This window comes from Glutamicibacter protophormiae, from assembly GCF_016894325.1.
In the GTDB taxonomy this organism is placed as follows: domain Bacteria; phylum Actinomycetota; class Actinomycetes; order Actinomycetales; family Micrococcaceae; genus Glutamicibacter; species Glutamicibacter protophormiae.
The window spans coordinates 3,104,501-3,125,799 of sequence record NZ_CP069806.1; the positions used below are offsets into that span (position 1 = coordinate 3,104,501).

23 protein-coding genes are annotated in these 21,299 nt (G+C 63.9%); 13 read left to right on the top strand and 10 right to left on the bottom strand.

From position 1 onward, the window contains the following. Positions 1-132: 132 nt before the first annotated feature. The 3 genes from JQN66_RS14545 to JQN66_RS14555 form a co-directional block, all read right to left on the bottom strand. Positions 133-603 (bottom strand): nuclear transport factor 2 family protein, encoded by a 471-nt coding sequence (locus tag JQN66_RS14545; protein ID WP_204675663.1) that lies wholly within the window; start codon positions 601-603, stop codon positions 133-135. A 141-nt stretch (positions 604-744) separates the two neighbouring features. Further along, positions 745-1,125: a cupin domain-containing protein gene (locus tag JQN66_RS14550; protein WP_204675664.1), complete on the bottom strand. Its 381-nt coding sequence runs from the start codon at positions 1,123-1,125 to the stop codon at positions 745-747. Further along, positions 1,122-1,394: a hypothetical protein gene (locus JQN66_RS14555; protein WP_204675665.1), complete on the bottom strand. Its 273-nt coding sequence runs from the start codon at positions 1,392-1,394 to the stop codon at positions 1,122-1,124. The genes JQN66_RS14550 and JQN66_RS14555 overlap by 4 nt, the downstream gene beginning before the upstream one ends. A 73-nt stretch (positions 1,395-1,467) precedes the next feature. Between JQN66_RS14555 and JQN66_RS14560 the strand changes: the two genes are divergently transcribed. Beyond that, positions 1,468-1,761, top strand: a complete 294-nt coding sequence (locus tag JQN66_RS14560; protein WP_161447228.1) for a hypothetical protein — start codon at positions 1,468-1,470, stop codon at positions 1,759-1,761. Between the two features lie 153 nt (positions 1,762-1,914). On the opposite strand, the gene JQN66_RS14565 is transcribed toward JQN66_RS14560, so the two are convergent. Beyond that, the gene (locus JQN66_RS14565; protein ID WP_204675666.1) at positions 1,915-2,439 is read right to left on the bottom strand and encodes a hypothetical protein; all 525 of its coding nucleotides are present in this window, start codon (positions 2,437-2,439) and stop codon (positions 1,915-1,917) included. On the opposite strand from JQN66_RS14565, the gene JQN66_RS14570 reads away from it, so the two are divergent. Both JQN66_RS14570 and JQN66_RS14575 read left to right on the top strand, forming a co-directional pair. Then, the gene (locus JQN66_RS14570; RefSeq protein ID WP_204675667.1) at positions 2,439-2,747 is read left to right on the top strand and encodes a hypothetical protein; all 309 of its coding nucleotides are present in this window, start codon (positions 2,439-2,441) and stop codon (positions 2,745-2,747) included. The two genes, JQN66_RS14565 and JQN66_RS14570, sit on opposite strands and share 1 nt — an antisense overlap. A 76-nt stretch (positions 2,748-2,823) precedes the next feature. Next, positions 2,824-4,548, top strand: coding sequence for a nuclease-related domain-containing DEAD/DEAH box helicase (locus JQN66_RS14575; RefSeq protein WP_204675668.1), 1,725 nt, complete (start codon positions 2,824-2,826; stop codon positions 4,546-4,548). Between the two features lies 1 nt (position 4,549). On the opposite strand, the gene JQN66_RS14580 is transcribed toward JQN66_RS14575, so the two are convergent. Next, positions 4,550-5,650, bottom strand: a complete 1,101-nt coding sequence (locus JQN66_RS14580; protein WP_204675669.1) for an alanine racemase — start codon at positions 5,648-5,650, stop codon at positions 4,550-4,552. Positions 5,651-6,013: 363 nt separating this feature from the next. Between JQN66_RS14580 and JQN66_RS14585 the strand changes: the two genes are divergently transcribed. Next, positions 6,014-7,138, top strand: coding sequence for a YkvI family membrane protein (locus tag JQN66_RS14585; protein ID WP_204675670.1), 1,125 nt, complete (start codon positions 6,014-6,016; stop codon positions 7,136-7,138). Positions 7,139-7,212: 74 nt separating this feature from the next. On the opposite strand, the gene JQN66_RS14590 is transcribed toward JQN66_RS14585, so the two are convergent. Continuing rightward, positions 7,213-8,001: an IclR family transcriptional regulator gene (locus JQN66_RS14590; RefSeq protein WP_204675671.1), complete on the bottom strand. Its 789-nt coding sequence runs from the start codon at positions 7,999-8,001 to the stop codon at positions 7,213-7,215. Positions 8,002-8,292: 291 nt separating this feature from the next. Between JQN66_RS14590 and JQN66_RS14595 the strand changes: the two genes are divergently transcribed. The 5 genes from JQN66_RS14595 to JQN66_RS14615 all read left to right on the top strand — a co-directional run bounded on the left by JQN66_RS14595 (position 8,293) and on the right by JQN66_RS14615 (position 13,318). Beyond that, entirely contained in the window at positions 8,293-8,742 is a 450-nt protein-coding gene (locus JQN66_RS14595) for a VOC family protein (RefSeq protein WP_204675672.1), read from the top strand. A 166-nt stretch (positions 8,743-8,908) separates the two neighbouring features. Next, positions 8,909-9,613: a CoA transferase subunit A gene (locus tag JQN66_RS14600; RefSeq protein WP_188947241.1), complete on the top strand. Its 705-nt coding sequence runs from the start codon at positions 8,909-8,911 to the stop codon at positions 9,611-9,613. Between the two features lie 2 nt (positions 9,614-9,615). Then, positions 9,616-10,260, top strand: a complete 645-nt coding sequence (locus JQN66_RS14605; protein WP_204675673.1) for a CoA transferase subunit B — start codon at positions 9,616-9,618, stop codon at positions 10,258-10,260. Between the two features lie 2 nt (positions 10,261-10,262). Further along, positions 10,263-11,432, top strand: coding sequence for an acetyl-CoA C-acyltransferase (locus JQN66_RS14610; RefSeq protein WP_204675674.1), 1,170 nt, complete (start codon positions 10,263-10,265; stop codon positions 11,430-11,432). Between the two features lie 164 nt (positions 11,433-11,596). Beyond that, a complete protein-coding gene (locus JQN66_RS14615; RefSeq protein WP_204675675.1) occupies positions 11,597-13,318 on the top strand; it encodes an alpha/beta-hydrolase family protein in 1,722 nt (573 codons plus the stop codon). An 82-nt stretch (positions 13,319-13,400) separates the two neighbouring features. Here JQN66_RS14615 and JQN66_RS14620 read toward each other — a convergent pair whose 3' ends face one another. Both JQN66_RS14620 and JQN66_RS14625 read right to left on the bottom strand, forming a co-directional pair. Continuing rightward, positions 13,401-13,961 carry a histidine phosphatase family protein gene (locus JQN66_RS14620; protein ID WP_204675676.1) on the bottom strand — a complete coding sequence of 187 codons (561 nt, stop codon included), beginning with the start codon at positions 13,959-13,961 and terminating at the stop codon, positions 13,401-13,403. Positions 13,962-14,009: 48 nt separating this feature from the next. Beyond that, positions 14,010-14,828: a metallophosphoesterase family protein gene (locus JQN66_RS14625; RefSeq protein ID WP_204675677.1), complete on the bottom strand. Its 819-nt coding sequence runs from the start codon at positions 14,826-14,828 to the stop codon at positions 14,010-14,012. Positions 14,829-15,076: 248 nt separating this feature from the next. Here JQN66_RS14625 and JQN66_RS14630 point away from each other — a divergent pair, with 248 nt between their 5' ends. Together JQN66_RS14630 and JQN66_RS14635 are read left to right on the top strand one after the other, a co-directional pair. Further along, the gene (locus JQN66_RS14630; protein ID WP_047120146.1) at positions 15,077-16,027 is read left to right on the top strand and encodes a beta-ketoacyl-ACP synthase III; all 951 of its coding nucleotides are present in this window, start codon (positions 15,077-15,079) and stop codon (positions 16,025-16,027) included. Positions 16,028-16,296: 269 nt separating this feature from the next. Continuing rightward, entirely contained in the window at positions 16,297-18,018 is a 1,722-nt protein-coding gene (locus tag JQN66_RS14635; RefSeq protein ID WP_204675678.1) for a thiamine pyrophosphate-dependent enzyme, read from the top strand. Positions 18,019-18,268: 250 nt separating this feature from the next. On the opposite strand, the gene JQN66_RS14640 is transcribed toward JQN66_RS14635, so the two are convergent. Beyond that, positions 18,269-18,472: a DUF6480 family protein gene (locus JQN66_RS14640; RefSeq protein WP_047120148.1), complete on the bottom strand. Its 204-nt coding sequence runs from the start codon at positions 18,470-18,472 to the stop codon at positions 18,269-18,271. A gap of 55 nt (positions 18,473-18,527) precedes the next feature. Continuing rightward, the gene (locus tag JQN66_RS14645) at positions 18,528-19,082 is read right to left on the bottom strand and encodes a type 1 glutamine amidotransferase domain-containing protein (protein WP_204675679.1); all 555 of its coding nucleotides are present in this window, start codon (positions 19,080-19,082) and stop codon (positions 18,528-18,530) included. Positions 19,083-19,609: 527 nt separating this feature from the next. Between JQN66_RS14645 and JQN66_RS14650 the strand changes: the two genes are divergently transcribed. Next, positions 19,610-20,314, top strand: coding sequence for a FadR/GntR family transcriptional regulator (locus tag JQN66_RS14650; protein ID WP_204675680.1), 705 nt, complete (start codon positions 19,610-19,612; stop codon positions 20,312-20,314). Further along, on the top strand, positions 20,311-21,297 hold the full coding sequence (locus tag JQN66_RS14655; protein ID WP_239464030.1) for an asparaginase: 987 nt from the start codon (positions 20,311-20,313) through the stop codon (positions 21,295-21,297). Before JQN66_RS14650 ends, JQN66_RS14655 begins: the two co-directional genes overlap by 4 nt. The last annotated feature ends 2 nt before the right edge of the window (positions 21,298-21,299 follow it).

Below are 21,299 nucleotides of genomic sequence, written 5' to 3' on the forward strand. Positions count from 1 at the left end.
CGTGCAGATCGGGGGACGCACCTACAATGAGTCATGGTCTTCACCCGGGGCCTCGCACTGGAAGCCGAGCTTGATTTGTGGACCCAGCCTTCATGGTGGCCGCAGGTGGTGGCGGCTAACGCCTAGAGCACCTCATGAGTATGACCGGGCTGTTGTCTCCTCCGACGGCCCGGGCATCTCATTGTCCGCAGTAGTCCGCAGCGAATGAAGTGCGCGTCCTACTCCTGCACAGCATTTCAAGAGCCATTTGTAGTCGTTCTCCTCAATGTTGATCACGAACGCACGGCGCTCGCAGATCAGCCCATCGCGCATGACGAAGACCTCTCCCATGGCCATGCGCAACTGTTCTCCGGTGGCTCGGTGGGTTTCACCGTGAATCTCCGCCATGGCTGTGTCGTCCTCCTCGACCATGCGCACGATGCGCAGCACCGGATATCCGGTGAAGTCCTCGTTCTCTATGGCGGCGTCATCGGCTTGTTTGCCGGTGCGGCGGAAATGCCCGAAGACGGTCCAGACGATGTCCTCGGTCAGACAGGCCAGGATCTGATTATGGTCGTTCTTGTTGAATCCGTCGATGTATTTTTCGACCGTTTCCTTGTTCACTGACATTTTCCCGCTCCTCAACGCCGGCAGGGATTTCAGGCTAGATCCGTCGGCCGCGTTTGGGAATGCCGAAAAAGCAGCAGGCGGTGAAATGAACAAAATTTTTGTTCATTTCACCGCCTGCTGCGGGTCTGGCGGAGGTTACTTCGCCAGGTACATCTTGCGCAGCGGTGCCTCAAGCACCCAAGTGGTGTTCATGCCCTCGCGCAGGTGGCAGATGCTGCCCGGAACCAGGTTCACGGTCTGCTCCTCGAAGCCATTGACCGGATGGATCGTGACGGTCGCGGTGCCCGACAGCACAATGAACAATTCCTCGGCCTCGACATCGCTCATCGTGCCGGCGCTCATCTCCCACAGGCCGAACTCGGCGCCGAAGATCTCGCCCAGCGATTCGGCGGCGGTGGTCGGGTCCCCGGCCAGTGACTGCTCCGCAGGCACCGGCTCGTGGGCCAGTTCAACGGACAGTGCGTCGACGCTGCGGGTGTTCGCCCCGATCTCGAAGACGGTGGTGTTTTCGCTCATGAATCAAATCCCATTCCAATAGCATCCATGGTTCGCAGGAACAGTCCCCGCTTGCCTTCGCGGCGATCAGCGCGCGCCATGGCCGAAGCCATCATCTTAACCCCTAGCCAAGCCGCCGGTTCCGGAGGGAACGGCAGCGGCTTCTTCTTGGCCATTTCCAGGACGGTCAACTCGGGTAGCTTGTGCAGCATATCCCAGCCGATGGCCTCGCGCTGCTTTTCGGTCAGGGCGTGGCCGGCGCAAGGGTTATCCTCGAGAGCGCCAAGCATCTTGCCTCAGCATCCCCCTGACCAGTAGCATTCTGTCACTCCTAATCACGGTCGGCCAGCGTAGGCTTTGGAGATGAGTAACCAAATACCCTGCGAGGACCAAAGGCTCCTCCGGATCTTTTGCGATTACGGTGCCGAATGGCCGCTGTGGGAATGCGGCATGCAGGTCCCGGAGGACTACGGCCTGTCCGACACCCTCTGCGCCCGGCTTTCGCAGTGGAATACCCAATTCCAGGAGCACATGCATTGGGATCACGGCTGGCGCATGGGATTCGACGTTCGGCGGTGGACACAGACCGGCCATCGACTGGCCAAAGACGTTCAACGCGAAGTCGGGCCCTCTATCACCGTCCGCTACTGGCAGTGACCCGCAATCCGACTCGCATCGAAAGCAGCAGCCTGCCGGATTCGTGCGGATCCGGAGGCTGTTGCTAATCCATTTCCTATCGGTGCCCGATGCTGCTTGGCGACGACTACCACGGCAGCCAGGGAATGTGCGCGTAGGTGGTTTTCTGCGCTTCTACTGCCCTAATGGAACGCTCCAGGAATCCATTGCGCCCAGCGGCTTGTTGACGATGCCATCTATTTCAGGGACCGGCCGGTTTCCGTAGTTCGAGAGGTTATCGGTGCGCAGGATCGAGAACGTCCCCATCGGGTTCCCACTCGACACGTACCAGCTGGTGTAGAACAGATTGCTTCCCTTGCGGGCACCCGGGTCGGAGATCAGCGCGGGTAAAGCGCCCCGGGGGTGGCGGTGTTGGTCTTGGTCTTCGGCCCTATCTATTCGGCCGCCGCTGCAGTTGCCTGAGATCACCGCGAATTCGGTTCCCATCGGCGCGGTGGTGACGGCGATTTCCTCGCGCTTCATGCTCTGCTCTTCGATAAGTTTGGTCATCGCTTCCAAGGCGTACGGGTAGGCCGGCAGGTTCGCGGAGGCGTCTTTGCAGGTGGTCTCGCCGTCCGGGGCCACGCCGACTCGATGGTGAATGAATCGTTTGGCTTGCCATAGCCCGGACAGCCGCCAGCACCACACCGTCGCGATCAATGGCCATCAGCAGCGCCTTGTCCGAGGAATGCAGCCCATCGCTTGCGTTGGCCGGAACCACCCAACCGTCATCGACCTCGCCTAGCTTCATAGCGTTGCTGCGGGCCACGGGGACAGGCATGGCGGCCGCTGTGGTCGCCGGCCTGGGCAAGCCGGTCGCGGCGTTCCTGATCATCATCCTCTTCGTCACCGGCGCGCCGATCCTGGCGGTGTTCGTCGGGGTCGGGATCGGCTGGGTGGCCATCACGCTGCTGCCGCTGCCGAAGCCCGCGGCGGACCCGGAACCCGCAGCGGCGACATCTGAATGACAAATCTCCACTGATCTGCCTAAACTTCCCGTAGGACGGCCGTCTTCGCGCCACAGAACATCACACGGGGGAATCAATGGCACGGTGTTATCCGCAGGATCCGCAGTTCACGGACAAGGGCGGAGCCGAGAAGGCGGTGTTCGAGGCGCTGCGCGACGCGCTGCCCGAGGATGCCCTGCTCTTCCACTCGGTGCAGCTGCGCGATGGCAGCGCCGAGCACGAGATCGACCTGCTGGTGCTCTGGCCCGAGGTGGGCATCGCCGCCATCGAGGTCAAGGGCGGCCTGGTCTCCAGCTCGGAGGGCTGCTGGTACCAGTCGGATGCCAAGGGAAAACACCGGCTCAAGCAGAGCCCCATGGCGCAGGTGCAAAGCTCCGCCCACGCCTTGAAGGACGTGCTCTACCCGCTGATGGGAACCCGCGTCACCAGCCGCATGGCGCACATCGTGGTCCTGCCCTACACCCCGTGGCCTGCTGACTACACCTCGGTGGGATTCCCCCGCGAGCTGATCATCGACCGCGGCCAGATGCCGCAGATCGCCCAGCACGTGCGCAGCGCCATCGAGAACCAGGGCGGAGGCCTGGCCGGGCTGACCCTGGACTTCGCCGAACGCATGGTCAAGCACCTGACCTCCTCCACCGGCCCGCTGGGCGGGGACCAGGCCGAGGTCGACTACGCCCAGGCGCTGGGCAACGAGCAGGTCCAGGAGACCCTGACCGCCCGCCAGCAGATCCTGCTCTCGGCCACCCGCTCGCTGCCGCGGGTGCGCTTCATCGGCGGCGCCGGCAGCGGCAAGACCTGGATGGCCCTGGCCAAGGCGCGCGAGCTGTCCAAGCAGGGGCTGCGGGTTGGCCTGTTCTGCTACAACAAGGGCCTGGGCCACTACCTGAAATCCGAGGTCGGCACTTGGCGGCAGAACAAGCCGGTGCACACCGGCGAATTCCACGAATACGCGCGCAGCCTGGGGGTGCCCGACGGCAGCGGACAGGAATACTTCGACGTGGCCATGCCCGCGATGCTGCGCGAGATCGGCCCGGGGCTGGACGCCGGGCTGAAGCTGGATGCGGTGATCGTGGACGAAGCCCAGGACTTCGCCCCGGACTGGTGGGAGGCACTGCTTTCCTGCACGGTGGATCCCACCGGCGGCCGGGTCTACGCCTTCATGGACAGCCGGCAGGATGTCTACCGCCGCTGGGACGGCGAGGCAGTGGGCGAGAGCTTCGGCCCGGCCGCCGCGCTGGTTCCCATCCATGTCGACGACAACCTGCGCAACACGCGCAGCATCGCGCAGACCTTCAAGGGATTCATCGACCAGGCCAGCAAGCTGCGCGGCGGCGACGGGATCCCGGTGCGCTTCGTGGCAAGCAGCACCGAGGACAGCATCGACACCGCCTCGGACTGCGTGGACGCGCTGCTTGACGAGGGCTGGGCGAACAACCAGATCGCGCTGCTGACCACGAACAAACGCCACCCCGTCCACCAGGGGCATTTCGAAGACGGCACCGTGGACAGCGAGTACTGGCCCGAGTTCCACCGCCGCGACGGCGAGTTCTACGGGCACGTGCTCGGCTTCAAGGGCCTGGAGCGCAGCGTGGTGATCCTGTGCGTGAACGGCTTCAAGGACATGGGCCGCGCCGCGGAGATGCTCTACGTCGGCTTCTCCCGCGCCCGCAGCCTGCTGGTGGTGGTCGGCGACCCGGACCTGCTCGACGAGGCCTGCGGCCACGAACTGCCGCAGGCGCTGTCCAAGGCGCAGCTGTGGGACCCGCACGCCGCCGACGAGCTGGAGCCGACGGGCTGAGCTAGTAGTTCAGTCCGCGGGCGTTGACGTCCCAGCGTTCGAGCGTGCCGTCCGGGTGGATCGCCAGCACGGAGTCCACCAGGTTCACCGCCACGCAGACGTGGTTCGGAATGACGCGCAGCTGCTCGCCGTACCCGGGCAGCGGGAGCTCCTCGGGCCACGCGATGGTTGCATGGTGCTCGGATAGCGCGGTGATCGCAGCCTCCGGGCATTCCACGACCCGGCCGAAGCCGCTGGCCCAGGCCGGACGGTCCGAGCCGAGCACCTTGCTGCCGGCATCCACCACGATGCGCCGCGGAATTTCGGCGGAACCCTCGTGGCGGCTGATGACGGTGGTTGCCACGCTCAGCGCGATATCGTCCCATCCGACGCGCCCCAGCTCGAATTGCTGTGCGTCGCCGAAGACATAGACCCCGGGACGGACCTCGGTGAGCACCGAGTTGTCGCTCAGTTCCGCGGTGGGTGTGGAGCCGCCGCTGATCCGCTTGACCTGGTGCCCGGCCTTGCGCAGCAGGCAGGCCGCCTCGGCGAGCGCCTTGTGCTCCTGGTTGACCGCTTCGTCCATGGCGTTCGGGGCGTAGCTGTGGCCCGGGAAGGTGAACACGCCGTGCACGCGCAGACCGGCGTCGCGGGCGGCATCCGCGATCTCCACGGCCTGAGCCGGGGCCACGCCGCTGCGGTGGTGTCCGCTGTCGATCTCGATCATGAGCTTGACCTTGCAGGCCTTCTCCCCGAGCATTTTCGCCATCTGCTGCACGGCTTGGACCGAGTCGGTGCCGATGCTCAGCTTGGCCCGCTTCATCAGCTCAAGGATGCGCTCAGCCTGGGACTCGTTGACCCACAGCGGGTAGGCGATGAAGATCTTCGGCACCCCGTGCAGGGCGAAGTTCAGGGCTTCGCCGACCGTGGCCACCGTCAGGCCCGCTGCCCCCGCGGTGAGCTGGCGGTCGGCGACTTCCAGCATCTTGTGGGTCTTGGCGTGGGGGCGCAGCTTCAGCCCTTGGCTGGCCACCCGCTGGGCGACCCGGGCAATATTTCGCTCCAGCTTTGCAACGTCAACCAGGATCTCAGGCGTGTTGATGCCTGCCGGAATATTGCCCACGAATACCTTCCAGAGCTCGAGTCGACGTCTTCGCTGCGAACACGTCCGGAGCACAGACTACCCCAGGAAAGCGCAAGACGGCTCCTCGTGCATTGGCCAAGGCGCTGAAGGGCGGCATTCTTGTTCGGGCTTCCCGGGCGCCCTGGTGCTGGAGCCACGCCCCCAGCCTAAAATTCAGTCCGTCAGACTACGCCCACCGCCCCGTACCGAAAGTACATTTTCCTGTGTGATCAGAAATCTACGGTCAACTTGTTGACTAGATCACACCGGCGCATCTAATGTGATCCGTACTACTGATATATCAATCGTGCATTAACCATTTGTCAGATAAATTAAACTGATATGTAAGGGAGCCGCGGCAAGATGACGGACAAGACCACCACCAGAGCCCACTTGGCTACCGGAGAAAAGACAAGTGTCCTGCGAGTCCTGACCTATTCGGGAGCCATCCTCGCTTTTCTGATCGGCTCGGGCTTCGCGACGGGTCAGGAAATCATCCAGTATTTCAGCTCTTACGGTTTTTGGGGCGTGTTCGGCACAGGTTCCCTGGTACTGGTACTGATGACGTATGTTGCTGTCGAGTTCTTCGTCGTCGGCAATGCCAAGAAATTCGACAAGCCATCGCACATCTTCCACTACTATTGCGGCCGCTATCTGGGCGCTTTCTTCGACTATTTCTCGATTCTCTTCGTCTTCCTGAGCTTTACCGTCATGGTGGCTGGTGCCGGCGCGGTCTTCGAGGAACACTTCGGGATTTCCAAGTACATTGGCGGCCTCACCCTAGCACTGGCGGTAGGAATCAGTGTCTGGTTCGGTCTCAAGAGCCTGGTTGATGTCATCGGCAAGATCGGTCCACTGATCGTGGTCATCGCCATCGCATTGGGCATCATCGGCATCATTAACAATCCCGGTGGCATCGCGGAGGGCAACGCCGTTGCAGATTCATTGGAGCTGACCCGCGCGTCAAGCAACTGGTTCATGGCTGGGTTGTCCTACGTCGGTTTCTGCATGCTCTGGCTCGCTGCCTTCCTTACCGCGCTGGGCAAGACCGCGCGCAGCAAGAAGGAAGCAGCCTCCGGTGGAGCATTGGGCGCCGCTGCATTCTCCGTCGCATGCGTCATCATTGCGCTGGGCCTGCTGGCCAACATCGAACGCTTAGTGGGAGCCGAGATCCCGATGCTCGTTTTGGCCAATGACATCGGCCCGTGGGTCGCCTCCGGCATTTCAGTGATCATTATTGCGGGCATCTACACCACAGCTGTGCCGCTGCTGTGGACGGTGTCTTCGCGATTCTTCCCCGACAAGACTCCTGGCTTCAAGTACCTGACCATCGGCCTCGCCGCGCTGGGCACAGTCATCGGCCTGCTGATTCCGTTTTCTCAGATGGTCAACGTCGTCTACGTGGTCAACGGCTATGTAGGCGTGATCCTGCTGGTCCTGATGCTGGCGAAGACCTTCACCCGCCTGGCTCGCCGCGAGGTGCTCTGATTCGCCATCACCCGTGAACCGATTCGCCGGACCCGACTGGAAGCCGGCCGAATCCGGCGAAGCTGATTGCCCTGTTACCTGGTGATCGCTCCGGGGCTGCGGCGCAGCTGCGTCGACAGTTCGTGGGCATGGTGCAGCAGCATCTGACCCAGCTCCTTGCGGCGGGCCTCCTCGAATCGGCTCTGGATCCCGGTCAGGCTCAACGCCCAGGCCGGCTGGCCGGTCGCATCGAAAACTGCAGCGCCCATCCCCCAGCTCCCCTCGACGATCAGCCCGGGATTCACCGAATATCCCAGCATCCTGGTTTCGGCGACTTTCTCGCGCAGGGCCGGCGCCGAATGGGCCTGGCCGTATTCTGGCACCAGGTCGTGGGTTTGCAAGTACTTCTCCACGCTGTCTTCGGGGAGGAACGCGAGGATTGCGATGCCGGCCGAGGCCACACCCAGGGGGAAGCGCCGCCCTTCGTAGAGGACGAACGAGCGGATGGGAAATGCCCCGTCCTGGCGCAGCAGGCAGACGGTCTCGTCTCCGCGCCGGGCAGAGAGGAACGCGCTCTCGCCGGTCGCCTCCGCCAGCGCCGCGACATGCACCCGGGCCAGCTCGCTGATGTCGTATCGTTCGGCGGCGACCGCTCCCATCAAATAGAGCTCCGGGCCCAGCAGCCAGTGGCCCGTAGCGTTGTCGTGGTCGCAGAAGCCTTCCGCCACCAATGCTGTCAGCAGCCGGTGCACGGTGGGCCGCGGCAATCCCGCCTGCCGCGCGGCCTCCGTGGTCGTGATGCCCTGCGGCATGGAGGTGCTCACGGTGCGCAATACAGCTGCCAGGCGTCCGACAACCTGCGCTCCGGCGGGAGAAGTACTCATGCCCACATTATGGACGATTGGCGTTCACCGCCGGAACTTGTGACAGCTGGGAACCGGCCAGGGCAGGGCACTGCACCGCTGCCTCGGTCGCGCTAAATGAGACGGGACAGCAACGCGCCCTCCTCGACCTGATGGGCGGAAAGCTCCTTCTTGTTGCTGAAGCGCTCAGGACCCCCTCCCCCACACGCGCAGTGCTCGCCCCGCCGGTGAACGCCTCATGGGTATTTGCCCGGGGCCGGCGGCCTCGCCTTGCGTCTCTGCCATACTGCTGGCATGGATATGACAACGAACATGACCATCCAGTTGACCATCGACTGCGCAAACCCGCAGCTCATGGTGGATTTCTGGGGCGAAGCGCTGGGTTACGTCCCCGAGCCCCCTCCGGCCGGCCACGCCAGCTGGCGCGCCTATTGGCAGGACATGGGAGTGCCCGAGGAAGAATTGCCTCCGGGCGCCGGCGACCTGCCCGAGTCGATCATCGACCCCGACGGCCGCGGACCGCGCATTTGGTTCCAGCAGGTTCCCGAGCCCAAGACCCTGAAGAACCGCTGGCATTTCGACCTGAAGGTCGGCGGCGGACAAGGCGTCCCCATGGCAACCCGCGTCGCGCGTGTGGGCGCCGCCGCCGAGCGTCTGACGGCGCGCGGAGCGCTCATCCTCGCTATCCACAACGAGCCGGCCATGGGACACTATGCGATCGCCATGCAGGATCCGGAGGGCAACGAATTCGACGTTGTTTAATCTCCCGCAACAATCGTCCATAATATGGACGCACTGTCCACGATTCCCCATCATCTGAGCAATAGTGATCCAATGGCTCGCTACCTATTGAATGCCTACCTGCGACTACGTAGGTTTGAAGGTAATCAGAACTGCACTCCACATCGTGGACGGCATGGAGGAAACGATGACAACGAAGTATCGCGACGACGCGGCGGCCGCGCTGGCCGAAGTCGTCAAGGACGGCATGACCATCGCCGTGGGAGGCTTTGGCCTGAGTGGGAACCCCACCCGACTCATCAAGGCGCTGCGGGACTCGGGCGCGACGAACCTGACCATCGTCTCCAACAACATGGGAGTCGACGGCAAGGGCCTTGGGCTGCTGCTGGAAAACAAGCAGGTCTCCAAGGTGCTGGCCTCCTATGTCGGTGAGAACAAGCTCTTCGCCCAGCAGTTCCTCAACGGGGATCTCGATGTCGAGTTCTGCCCCCAGGGCACGCTGGCAGAGCGCCTGCGCGCCGGAGGGGTTGGCATCCCGGCCTTCTTCACCCCCACCGGCGTCGGCACGCCGGTCGCCGAGGGCAAGGAAGTCATGGAGTTCAACGGCAAGCCGGCCATCCTGGAACGCGGCATCTTCGCCGACATCGCCCTGGTCAAGGCCTATGAGGCAGATGCCGAAGGCAACCTGCGCTACCGCATGACCTCGAAGAACTTCAATCCCCTGGCAGCCATGTCAGGCCGCCATACCTTCGCCGAAGCCGAGCACATCCGGGAAGACTTCCTCGACCCGTCGCTGGTGGAAACCCCGGGCATTTTCGTGCAGACGCTTGTCCAGGCGGATGAAACCAAGGACATCGAACAGCGCACCGTGCGCAGCAGGCAGGAGGGCTAGGCATGTGGACCCGCGATGAAATGGCGGCCATCGCCGCCAGCGAGCTGACCGACGGCCAGTACGTGAACCTGGGCATCGGCATCCCGACCCTGGTGGCCAACCACCTGCCCGAGGGCGTCTCGGTCAAGCTGCAAAGCGAGAACGGCCTGCTGGGCATGGGCCCCTTCCCCTACGAGGGAGACGAGGACGCCGACCTGATCAATGCCGGCAAGCAGACCGTGACGATCCTGCCCGGAGGCAGCTTCTTCGACTCGGCCACCAGCTTCGGCATGATCCGCGGCGGCCATGTGGCCACCGCGATCCTCGGCGCCCTGCAGGTCGCCGCCAACGGCGACCTGGCCAACTGGACCATCCCGGGCAAGCTCGTCAAGGGCATGGGCGGCGCCATGGACCTGGTCGCGGGCACCCCGCGCGTCCTGGTGCTCACCGACCACGTGGCCAAGGACGGCACCAGCAAGATCGTTCAAAAGTGCGACCTGCCGCTGACCGGCGTCGGCGTCGTCAACCGCATCATCACCGACCGCGCCGTCTTCGATATCGAAGACGGGGCACTTATCCTGAGGGCCTGCGCCCCGGGTGAGACCCCAGCAAGCATTCAAGAAATCACCGCGGCGCCCTTCGCCGTGGACATCCAGGAGGACCAGTAAGAATGACCGTCAAGATCGTAGGCTACGCCCGCACCCCGTTCATGAAATTCAACGGGGCCTTGGCTTCCGTGCCGGGAACCGCGTTGGGAGCCCACGCCGCCAAGGCAGCGATGGAGCGCGCTGGCATTGATCCCTCGGAAATCCAGCGCGTGGTCGCCGGCCAGGTGCTGCAGGGCGGCGCCGGCCAGAACCCGGCCCGCCAGTCGGCCGTCGGCGCAGGCGTCCCGCTGAACGTCCCGGCCATCGCCGTCAACGCGGTGTGCCTCTCCGGAGCCGAGGCCGTGGTGGCCGGCGAGCGCCTGATCGCCAGCGGCGAGGTCGACGTGGTGCTGGCCATCGGCCAGGAATCCATGTCCCTTGCACCGCACGTGCAGCGCGCCCGCGCCGGCGCCAAGTACGGTGCGATCGAGATGATCGACACCCTGGAGTACGACGGCCTGACCGATGCCGCCGAGCAGCGCTCCATGGGCGCCTCCACCGAGGAGCACAACGCCAAGCTGTCCATGACCCGTGAGTCCCAGGACGCCGTGGCCGCGGCATCGCACCAACGTGCCGCCGCCTCCCGTGAGTTCCTGGCCGGGGAGATCGCCCCGTTCACCATCTCCACCCGCAAGGGCGACACCGTGTATTCCGAGGACGACGGCGTGCGCGAGTCCACCACCATCGAGTCCCTGGGCGGGCTGCGCCCGGCCTTCGCCAAGGATGGCACCATCACCGCCGGGAACTCCTCGCAGATCACCGACGGCGCCGCGGCCGTGGTGCTGGCCAGCGACGCCGCAGTCGAGCGCCTGGGCCTGACCCCGATGGCGGAGATCGTCTCGCACGCGTTCGTCGCCGGACCTGACCGCACCCTGCACGAGCAGCCGTCCAATGCCATCCTCGCCGCGCTGCAGCGCGCCGGTGCCAAGGCCGAGGACCTGAAGGTGGTGGAAATCAATGAGGCCTTCGCTGCCGTGGCGGTGCAGTCCACCGCGGCGCTAGGCATCGATCCTCAGATCGTGAACCCGCACGGCGGCGCGATTGCCCTGGGCCACCCGATCGGCGCCTCCGGCGCCCGCATCGTGGGAACCCTGGCACGCCAGCTGCAGGAATTGCCGGCCGGTTCGCTGGGTGCCGTGGGCATCTGCGGCGGCGGCGGCCAGGGCACCGCGGTGCTGCTGCGCTCGCTGTAGCCCCTAAAAATCAACGAATGCCGGCGGCGGGAAATGAGACCCGTCCGCCGGCTTTCGTGCATCACAAGTCATACTCGCACGAAATACGCCGAAGCCCCCTAGACTTCAATTCCAGGAGCTGGACGGCAACACCGCAGGCCGGCCCGGACCTACGGAGGCACCACATGGCCGAGCGGCTGCCGGTTCTCAAACCCTGGCGCATGCACTGGATCCCTGCGTTGGGCGCGCTGGCACTGGCGCTGCTTTCGCTGACCCCGTCCATGCTGCCGCGCACCGCGGTATTCCAGGGAGTGCTCTGCGCCCTGGCCGCGCTGCTGGGATATGCGGCAGGAGCGCTGATCCGGTGGCTCTTGGTCTCTTCGAAGAGCGCGTCGCAGGAACCCCGGGCCGCTAGGCAGCAGGATGCCTCGTCGCCGGAGATTCATTCCGAAGCGCCGCAAGCGAATCCTGCCCCGCGTACCGCAGGGAAGGCCGCCGCAGTGCTCGGCGTGGTGCTGTCGGCCGCCGGGCTGGTGTTCTACCAACTCTGGCAGAACGACCAGCGAGAGCAGTTGGCAATGCCGCACCAATCTGCGTGGTCGCTGGTGTACGTCGTGCTGGTGGGTGTGGTTCTCCTGGCGCTGCTGCTGGTCATCTGCCGATTCATTCGCAAGATTTCCCTGGCACTCATTGAAATCGTGGACAAGGTATTGCCACGGCGCGTCGCGGCGGTCATCGTCGTGGCGGCCATGGTGCTGGGGTTGGCGATGGTCGGCAACCGGGCAGTGGTGCAGCGCGTCGCCGGATCGTTGGACAACCTGTTCCTGTCGATCAATGACGAATTCCTCACCGATTTGCAACCGCCCCATAATCCCGAACTGTCTGCGGGGCCCGGGTCTTCGGTCAGCTGGGCCGATTTGGGACGCCAAGGGCGCCTATTCATTTCCAACACCCCCAACAGCTCGTCGGTGGCGGCGTTCTCCGGCAAGGATGCCAAACAGCCCATCCGTGTCTATGCCGGGGCCGGAAAGGACGGCAACACGGAGCTCCCGGCCCAGGCCGCGCTGGCGGTTGAGGAGCTGCGGCGCACCGGCGCATTCAACCGCGCGGTGCTCAACGTGGCCACCGGCACGGGACGCGGCTGGGTGAACGAGAACCAGATCCAGGCGCTGGAGTACATGTGGGGCGGCGATACGGCGACGGTCAGCATGCAGTATTCCTACCTTCCCAGCTGGATGTCATTCCTCATGGACTCCTCACGGGCACAAGACGCCGGACGCCTGCTGTTCGACGCCGTGTATCGGCACTGGGTGCAGCTGCCGGCCAAGGAACGCCCAAAACTGGTGGTCAGCGGGGAATCGCTGGGTTCCTTCGGTGCGGAGGCTGCCTTCAGCGGCGCTCAGGATTTCGCGACGCGCACCGATGGTGCGCTCTTTGTCGGCCCAGCCGCCGGCAACCGGCTCTGGCAGCGCTTCACCGATGAACGCGATCCGGGCAGCCCCGCGGTCCTCCCTGTCTACGAAAACGGGGACATTGTCAGGTTCTCCGCCGACGGGGTCCACTGGCCGGGTTCTGGCACGTGGGGCGAGAGCCGGATCGGCTATCTCCAGCATTCCAACGACCCCATCAGCTGGGGAGATGTCGATGTCTTCATTTCCAAGCCGGACTGGCTGCGTGCCGGCCAGCGGCCGGGGAATATTCCATCGGCAATGGTTTGGATTCCCGTGGTGACCGGTCTCCAGCTATTGCTGGACCAGGTGGCCTCCGGGATACCCGATGGCCAGGGACACGAATTCGGGCAGGTGCCGGTCCGGGCATGGGCGCAGATCCTTCCCTCTGGCCAGTGGACCGACGGGGACACCGAACGCTTGGTGGAACTCTTGGAACAAAGCCAGCCAGCACGATAGCAAAGCCTGCAGAGCATTCATGCAGACCGGCAAAGAACGATCCGAACTGAGTTTGAGAACCCGAACCCGTTGAGTCCGGCAGCTAGTGCCACAACGGCTCTCGCGCGACAAAGTTGACCAACAGCGCAGGATCGAGCTCGATCATCTGCGCATTGGCCAGCGGCGCATGCGCTTCACCGCTCAGCGCTGTCAGCACCGAGCCGATCCAGGCCGCATGGCTGACCACCAGCACCCGCTGCTGCGGATGCTGCACTGCAATCTTGAACAGGGCGTTCACCCCGCGCTGCACCAGGTGGTCCTCGGTTTCACCCACCTCCATGAGCAGGCGGCGCTGTTCGTCATCCAGGCCCTTCACCAGACGCCCCTCGGACTCGCCGAAGTCGCGTTCCATCAGTTCCGGGTTCTCCTGGACCTTGGCGATCCCCAGCGCATCGGCTAGGATCTGCGCGCTTTGGCAGGCCCGGAACAACGGCGAGGAGTAGACGGCATCCCACGGACCATCGCAGGACAATTCGGCCGCCAGCGAGTGGGCCTGGGCGATGCCGGTGGCATTCAACGGCAGGTCGCTGCGGCCATGCAGCCGCTCGGAGCGGTTCCATTCGGTTTGGCCATGGCGAATCAAGACGATCGTTGTTGCAGTCATTGTTCTTCCTTCGTGGGCGCTTTCGGGGCAACGCGGTTTGTCGTAGGTTCAGCGGCCCCGCAGGGCGAGATAGGTTTCGGTTCGTTCCTGCGACGGGAGCATCTGCTCGGTGGACGCAGGCACCGACACCACGCATTGGGCGCTGATGCGCAGCACCGAGAACCAAGCGCAGTCCTCCTGGACGACCTCCGTCGGGGCGAAGGGGTTCATGTTGTACGAGGTGGCCGGCGCCATGAACACCGGGGTGTTCAGCAGCTGGCTGGCTCCACTCTGGTGGTAGTGCCCGCACAGGATCGCGCGCACATCGCTTCGAGCTACCAGCGCGGCCAATGCTTCGGGATTCTCCAGCCCGCGCCCGGCCAGGGCGGCGGAGAAGGATTCCAGCGGCGGATGGTGGAGCAGCAGGACCGTTCCCTTGGGTGCGGCGACGGACAGCAGCCGGTCGAGCCAAGCCTGCTGGGAGGCGTCGATCCGGCCCTGGGCCAGCTGGAAACCGCCGCTGTCCAGTCCGATGATGCGCAGCCCGTCGATGTCGTGCACGGTATTGGCTGGATGCGGTCCGGTGGACAACCTCATGGTGTTGAACAGCGGGCCGATCGATCCGGCGGGATCGTGGTTCCCGGGAATCGTGATGATCGGACAGCCCAGCAGGTACTGCGCCTCGGCGAGGATCCTGGCCGCATCCGAGTGGATCGCGGCCCCGCGGTCCGCCACGTCCCCGGTCAGCACCAGCGCGTCGGGTTTCAGCTGCTCCGCGGCGCCCAGTGCCCGGGCCAGCCGGCGCCACGGATCGATTGTCCCGTACAGCAGCCGGGCATTCCCGGTGAGATGGGTGTCGCTCAGGTGCACAATTGTCAGTTGATCCATTTTTCTCCCCTCCCTCCGTACTGCTTTCCCTCCATTGCAGCGGCCGCCACTGACATCCGGGTGAACTCCACGTCGACGACATATGAAGAGGCCCGGAATGCTTGGATTCTCGTATAACGAACGAGAAGCGCCGATTTCCCGCGAATTTTCCCAAAATATATGCCATCTTGAGCATGTGAACGGCAAGTAGCGTGCAAAACGACTAACCTTAATGGAGGCAGCATTTAATCCACCAAGGAGCAACATCCATGACCGGCAGCAAAGTCGTCGCTTTTGGCCACTTCCAGCCAGAGCGCATCGTGCCAAACACCGAGCTGGAAAAGCTCGTGGAGACCAGCGACGAATGGATTGTGCGCCGCGTAGGCATCGAGGAACGCCGTTGGGGCACCGGAGTCGAGACCGTCGATTCCATGGCCGTCAAGGCCGCCAAAATGGCGCTGGATAATGCCGAGGGCATCACCGCCCAGGACATCGACATGATCGTGCTGGCGACGTGCACCGCGACCGACCGTTCGCCGAACATGGCCGCCCGCGTCGCCAACGCCCTTGAGATGAACCAGGGTCCAGCCACGATGGACATCAATGCTGCCTGCTCGGGCTTCACGCACGCTGTGGGCCTGGCCCAGGGTGCCATCGCCGCAGGCACCGCGACCAACGTCCTGGTCATCGGCGCGGAAATGCTGACCGATTACACCGACTTCACCGACCGCACCACCTGCGTGCTGACCGCCGACGGCGCCGGCGCGTTTGTCGTGACAGCTTCCGAGGAGAATGCGATTTCCCCTGCGGTATGGGGTTCGGTGCCTTCGCTGTCGGATGCCGTGCGCATCGAAGCCGAGAACGACATGAAGTTCGCGCAGAACGGCCAGAGCGTCTACCGCTGGACCGTGACCCAGCTGCCGAAGATCGCCTCGCAGATCATCGAGCGCGCCGGACTGCAGCCCGAGGAAATCGACGGCATCATCCTGCACCAGGCCAACTTGCGGATCATCGAGCCGCTGGCCGAGAAGATCGGTGCGCCGAATGCCCGCGTAGCCACCGACATCGTCTACTCCGGCAACACCTCGGCCGCTTCGGTGCCGCTGGCGCTGTCCAAGCTGATGGCTTCGGACGAGCCGCTGCCTTCGGGGTCCAAGGCCCTGTTGTTCGCCTTCGGCGGCGGTCTGGCCTACGCCGGCCAGGTCATCACCATTCCATAATCGACGCCTAAATCAGAAAGCCTGTCGCCATCGGCGGCAGGCTTTTTTGTACCTTCCGCAGCTTTCGCCCGGCCAGTATGTGGAAAGGCTGAACGCACCTGCGACCCGCGGATCGTTGTGCCACGATGCAATTGGTGGATACAGCACAGCTTCCCTGGAAGAGAGGTCTTCGGTCCGTCGGGAAGCAGACAAGAATCGGAGTTTTCCGAATCTGTCCAAGACTGCGGCTATCCATTGTCCACGTTGTCCTTGTTGCGGAAAGGAAAGACATGAAGACAGTCAGTAAAGCTATTGTCGAGTCCCTCGCGGAATACGGCGTCACCCACGCCTGGGGTGTTGTCGGCGATGCTCTTAACCCGCTGACCGACGCAATCCGTGAAGAACCTTCCATGGAGTGGGTTGGCGTACGACACGAGGAAGCCGCTGCGTTTGCAGCCGGTGCGCAAGCCCAGCTGACAGGGCGTCTTGGGCTGTGCATGGGAACGGTGGGCCCGGGATCGATCCATCTGCTCAACGGTCTCTATGATGCCAAGAAGTCCCATGCCCCGGTCTTGGCCATTTGCGGCCAAGTGCCTACCTCGGAAATTGGCAGCAGTTTCTTCCAAGAGGTCAACAACGACCTTCTATTCAGCGACGTAGCGGTCTTCGCGCAGACAGTCACCTCGGCCGACCAAATGCCGCAGCTTCTGGAACAGGCTGTCAACGCCGCCATCTCGAACCGCGGTGTGGCCGTGCTGACCGTGCCGGGGAACGTGGGCGGCATGAAGCTCGAAAAGAACGTCCGCCCGGCCAAGTTCACCCCGCAGGCCGCGCAAGCCGCTGCGCCGCTGCGACAGATTGATGAGGCCGCCCAGGTATTGCAGGATGCCCAGAAAGTCACCTTGCTGGTCGGGATGGGTGCGCGCGAAGCACGCGCCGAGATCCTCGAACTTGCCGAACGCTTGCAAGCTCCCATGGTGCTGACGCTCAAGGCCAAGGAAAGCTTGGAATCGGAGAACAACTATCAGGTAGGGCAGACCGGCCTGATCGGCAACCCCGCAGCGGCCGCTGCATTGGACGAAGCAGATGTAGTATTCATGATCGGAACCGATTTTCCGTACAGGGACTGGTACCCCAGCGGGAAGACGGTCATCCAGCTGGATATGCGTGCCGAGCACATTGGCCGTCGCACCCAGGTTTCGCACGCGATGGTCGGGCATGTCGAGCCGTCCTTGAAACAACTGTTGCCGAAACTACCAGCCGGACGCGCGGACAAGCATCTGGCATCGATCCGCAAGCAATACGAGCGCTGGTTGGAACGCCAGGGCAGGATCACCGACCCGGATCGCGACCGCGGTCTGGTGGGAAAAGTCCGTAGCCTGGTGGAGAACCCGGAGGAGTTCATTCGTCCGGAAGCAGTCGCTGCCCAGCTGGACCAGCAAGCAGCCCGCGACGCGATATTCACCGTCGACACGGGAATGTCGACGGTTTGGTTGTCGCGGTTCATAGAGATGCGGGGCGAACGGCGCCTGCTTGGGTCCTTCAATTTGGGCTCCATGGCCAACGCCATGCCTCAAGCTCTAGGGGCGCAGACGTTGGATCGTTCGCGGCAGGTCATCGCCAACTGCGGCGACGGCGGACTGATGATGCTGCTCGGAGATCTGCGGACAGCCGTGACCTACAAGCTCCCGGTGAAGTTCATCGTCTACAACAACGGCCGTCTGGGAATGGTCAAGCTCGAGCAGGAACAGGGCGGTCTCGAGGAATTCGGCACGGAGCTGGACAATCCCGATCTCTCCCAAGTCGCACGTGCAATGGGCATTAATTCCCAGCTGGTCACGAAGCCCGAAGACATCGCGGCTTCCATTGATGCAGCGCTTGCCAGCGATGGACCGTATCTGCTCGACATCCGTACCAATCCACAGGAGATATCCTTGCCGCCGAAGACGACTGCGTCTGATGCCTGGGGGTTTGCGATCGCCAAGTCTAAGGAAGCAATCGAAAGCCCTTGAACCGGCACTGCCCAGAATCGCATCTGGTCTGGAGAGCTCGAACGCATCCCTTGGCAGACTGCGCCTCGGGGCAAGTCTTGACTTGCCCCGAGGCGCAGTCTGCAATCTCGAAGTCTGCATCGTCACTGCCACTCAGAGACACAACGGACTTCCGCAGGAGAAACACCCCTGCGTTCGGGGAAGCGTTTTCTCCCGGCAACCGGACCGTGAGGTGTCCGAAGCTGCTGGAAGGTCGCAGTCCCCGAAGTTTCTACTCTTCGTGCCCTTGGTCCCCGCTCATCGATCCTTCTGCCGGCGGTGTTTCTCCGGGCGGCACTCCGCCACCCGGTTCCAAGCCAGTGATTGTCTGTTCCAGAGGGTCGGGGTTAGAGGAAGCCGCCTTCTCCTGACTTGCTGCCTCACCCGCGGCGTCCTTCTCTGTTTCGCTTTGTTTGTCGAACTTGTTGTTCTTCATTGAAAAGCTCCTTCGGGATTTCTATACCTTGCTCGCGTTAGTTGTCCAGGGCCGATTAAGCACCGAGCTCCTCGATGATCGCGGCATTGAACGCTTCCAGATCTCCAGGGTTGCGCGAAGTGATGAGAACGAAATTTTGCGCCGAGCACCGGAAAACTTCCTCGTCCACCCAATGTCCGCCAGCGTTGACCACGTCTGTCTTAATTGACTTATACGAAGTCAACGTCTTGTCCCGGACAAGCCCGGTTTCCACAAGCAGCCACGGACCGTGGCAGATCGAAGCCACCGGCCGTCCGGTGGCGGCGAAGGACTGGACAATGCGCTGCGCCTCGTCGTCAAGACGCAGATTATCCGCATTGAGCGTTCCCCCGGGGATCAGCAGCAGGTCGAATTCCTGCTCGTCCACGGTCTCCAAAGCCATGTCAGCTTCGAGAATCTTGCCCTGGTCCCAATCTCCCACCAAGGTTTGGATCTTGTCCTTCCGGGGAGCAGCGACCTTGACGTTTGCTCCGGCAGACCGAAGCGATTCGACCGGACTGGTCAATTCGTCTTGCTCAGCGCCACGATTGGAGACCAGAACGAGAACCTTTTTACTGGACAAATCAGCCATCGGCTTTTCCTTTCCTCTAGGTGTTCACAGCCAACACTGCTCTGCCAGCACGGGTGGCACAAGAAGCGGTCAGGAATTCCTCAGGCGCGGCCCCCAGCGAGAGTGCTTCACTTGTTTCGCCCTTCGTTTGATTTGCCCAGCTCTCTCCGCGGCGCGAAGATCCTCACCGGCGTCTGTCCGGAACGCGGTACGGAGCACTTAGCTTATGGTCACGGCATTGCAACACCAGTCTTCGACGTGCGGTGTGATGTCCATCAATGCTCATCGGACAAAACGCAAGTCAGGGCGGTGGACCCGTTTACTCCGGATAGAACATCCGTACGGGTATCCCAAAAGTTGCTCGAAGATACTAAGCTGTAGATGCCCGAGCGCCTCGAACGTGAGGGGCGAGGACCGGTGTCCCCCAAGTACCGATCCACGTCGGCGATGCTGCAGTCCCCCAAGCGCAACATCGCCCCTCGGGTATTCAGCAGCCCGCCAAGAGCGGCTCCTTGACTCGCGAGCTCTACACTGCAAGACTCGTACTCGTGAACCTGTCAGACAGCTGGACACCCGGACAGCAACCCATTGAACGCCGCTCCGCTGCGGAAGCAGTTTTCCTCTCCCTGCGCGCGGCCATCGAAGCCCAGGAAATCCCGCTTGGCACCAAACTGGGATCCGAAGCGAGCCTCGCCTCCGACTACGGCGTGAGCCGCTCGGTCATCCGCGAAGCGCTGCGTTCCTGCGCCACGCTGGGACTGACCCGCACCGAAACCGGGCGCGGCACCTTCGTCATCTCCCACCGACCCACCCGCGAGCTGAAGCTGGGCACCTTTTCCTCGGACGACCTGCATGAGGCCCGCCCGCACATCGAGATCCCCGCCGCATCGCTGGCCGCCACACGACGCACCGCCGAAGACCTCGAACGGCTGCGCGGGTTGCTGGACCAGATGGAGCAGGAAGACGATCCGGCCGCCTGGGTCGAGTTGGACGCCGCCTTCCATGCCGCCATCGCCCTGGCCAGCGACAATTCGGTGTTCACAAAAATCGTCAGCGACATCCGCGAAGCCATGTCCCGCCAGTCCGAAACCGTCAACCTGGTCGCCGGGCGCACCGGCCCGTCCAACGACGAGCACCGGGCGATTGTCCAAGCCATCGCCGACCAAGATCCGGACGCCGCCGCGCAAGCCATGAACGGACACCTCAGCGCCGTGCACCGAGCCATCACCACCATCGTCAGGAGCAGCAAGTGACCCGCACCGAAACCCCCTGGCCGGACGTTCAGGCGCTGGCCGCCCACGGCCTGCCGCAGCATGTACCACTGGTCGCCGCCACCCGCGGGGACGCCGTCGAGTCGATCCACTACGGCTCCGCCGTAGTGCTGGGCCCCGACGGTTCGCTGGTCGAAAGCCGCGGCGACACCCAGGCCTTGTTCTACCCGCGCTCGGCGCTCAAGCCGCTGTTCGCCGTGGGCCTGCTGCGCGCAGGCCTGGAGCTGACTGATGAGCAGATCGCCCTGGCCGCCGCCAGCCATTCCGGCTCGCAGCGCCATCAGGACATCGCCCGCTCCACCCTGGCGGCAGCCGGCCTGGGCGTCGAGGACCTGGGCAACTCCACCGACCTGCCCTACGGTCCTGCCGAGCGAGCCGCCTGGCTGGCCGCCGGACACGGTCCCACCCAGCTGGCGCAGAACTGCTCCGGCAAGCACGCCGCACTGCTGGCGCTGTGCAAGCTCAAGGGCTGGGACCTGGCAGGCTACCTCGGCGAGGGCCACCCCGTGCTCCAGCTGCTGCGCGAAACCGTCGAAGAGCTGACCGGCGAGCGGATCGGCGGCGTGAGCACCGACGGCTGCGGCACCCCGGTCTACCTGCTGTCCCTGCCCGCGCTGGCCCGCGGCTTCGCCAAGCTGGCTTCCGCCCCGGAAGGCACCGCCGAGGCGCGCGTCGCCGCCGCCATGCGCGCCTACCCGGAGCTGGTGGCAGGCGAGGGCCGCGATGTCACGGCGCTGATGCGCTCGATTCCCGGCGCCATCGCCAAGGACGGCTTCGAGGGCATCCAGGCCGTCGCCCTGTCCGACGGCACCGCGCTGGCCGTGAAGATCGCCGATGGCGGGGACCGCGCCCGCATGCCGATCACCGCGGCCCTGCTCGCAACGCACGTTCGCGTGCCCGAAGATCTGCTTTCCAGCCCCGCCCTGGGCGGGGGAAAGCCCGTCGGCCGCCTGGCCGCACTCTAGAA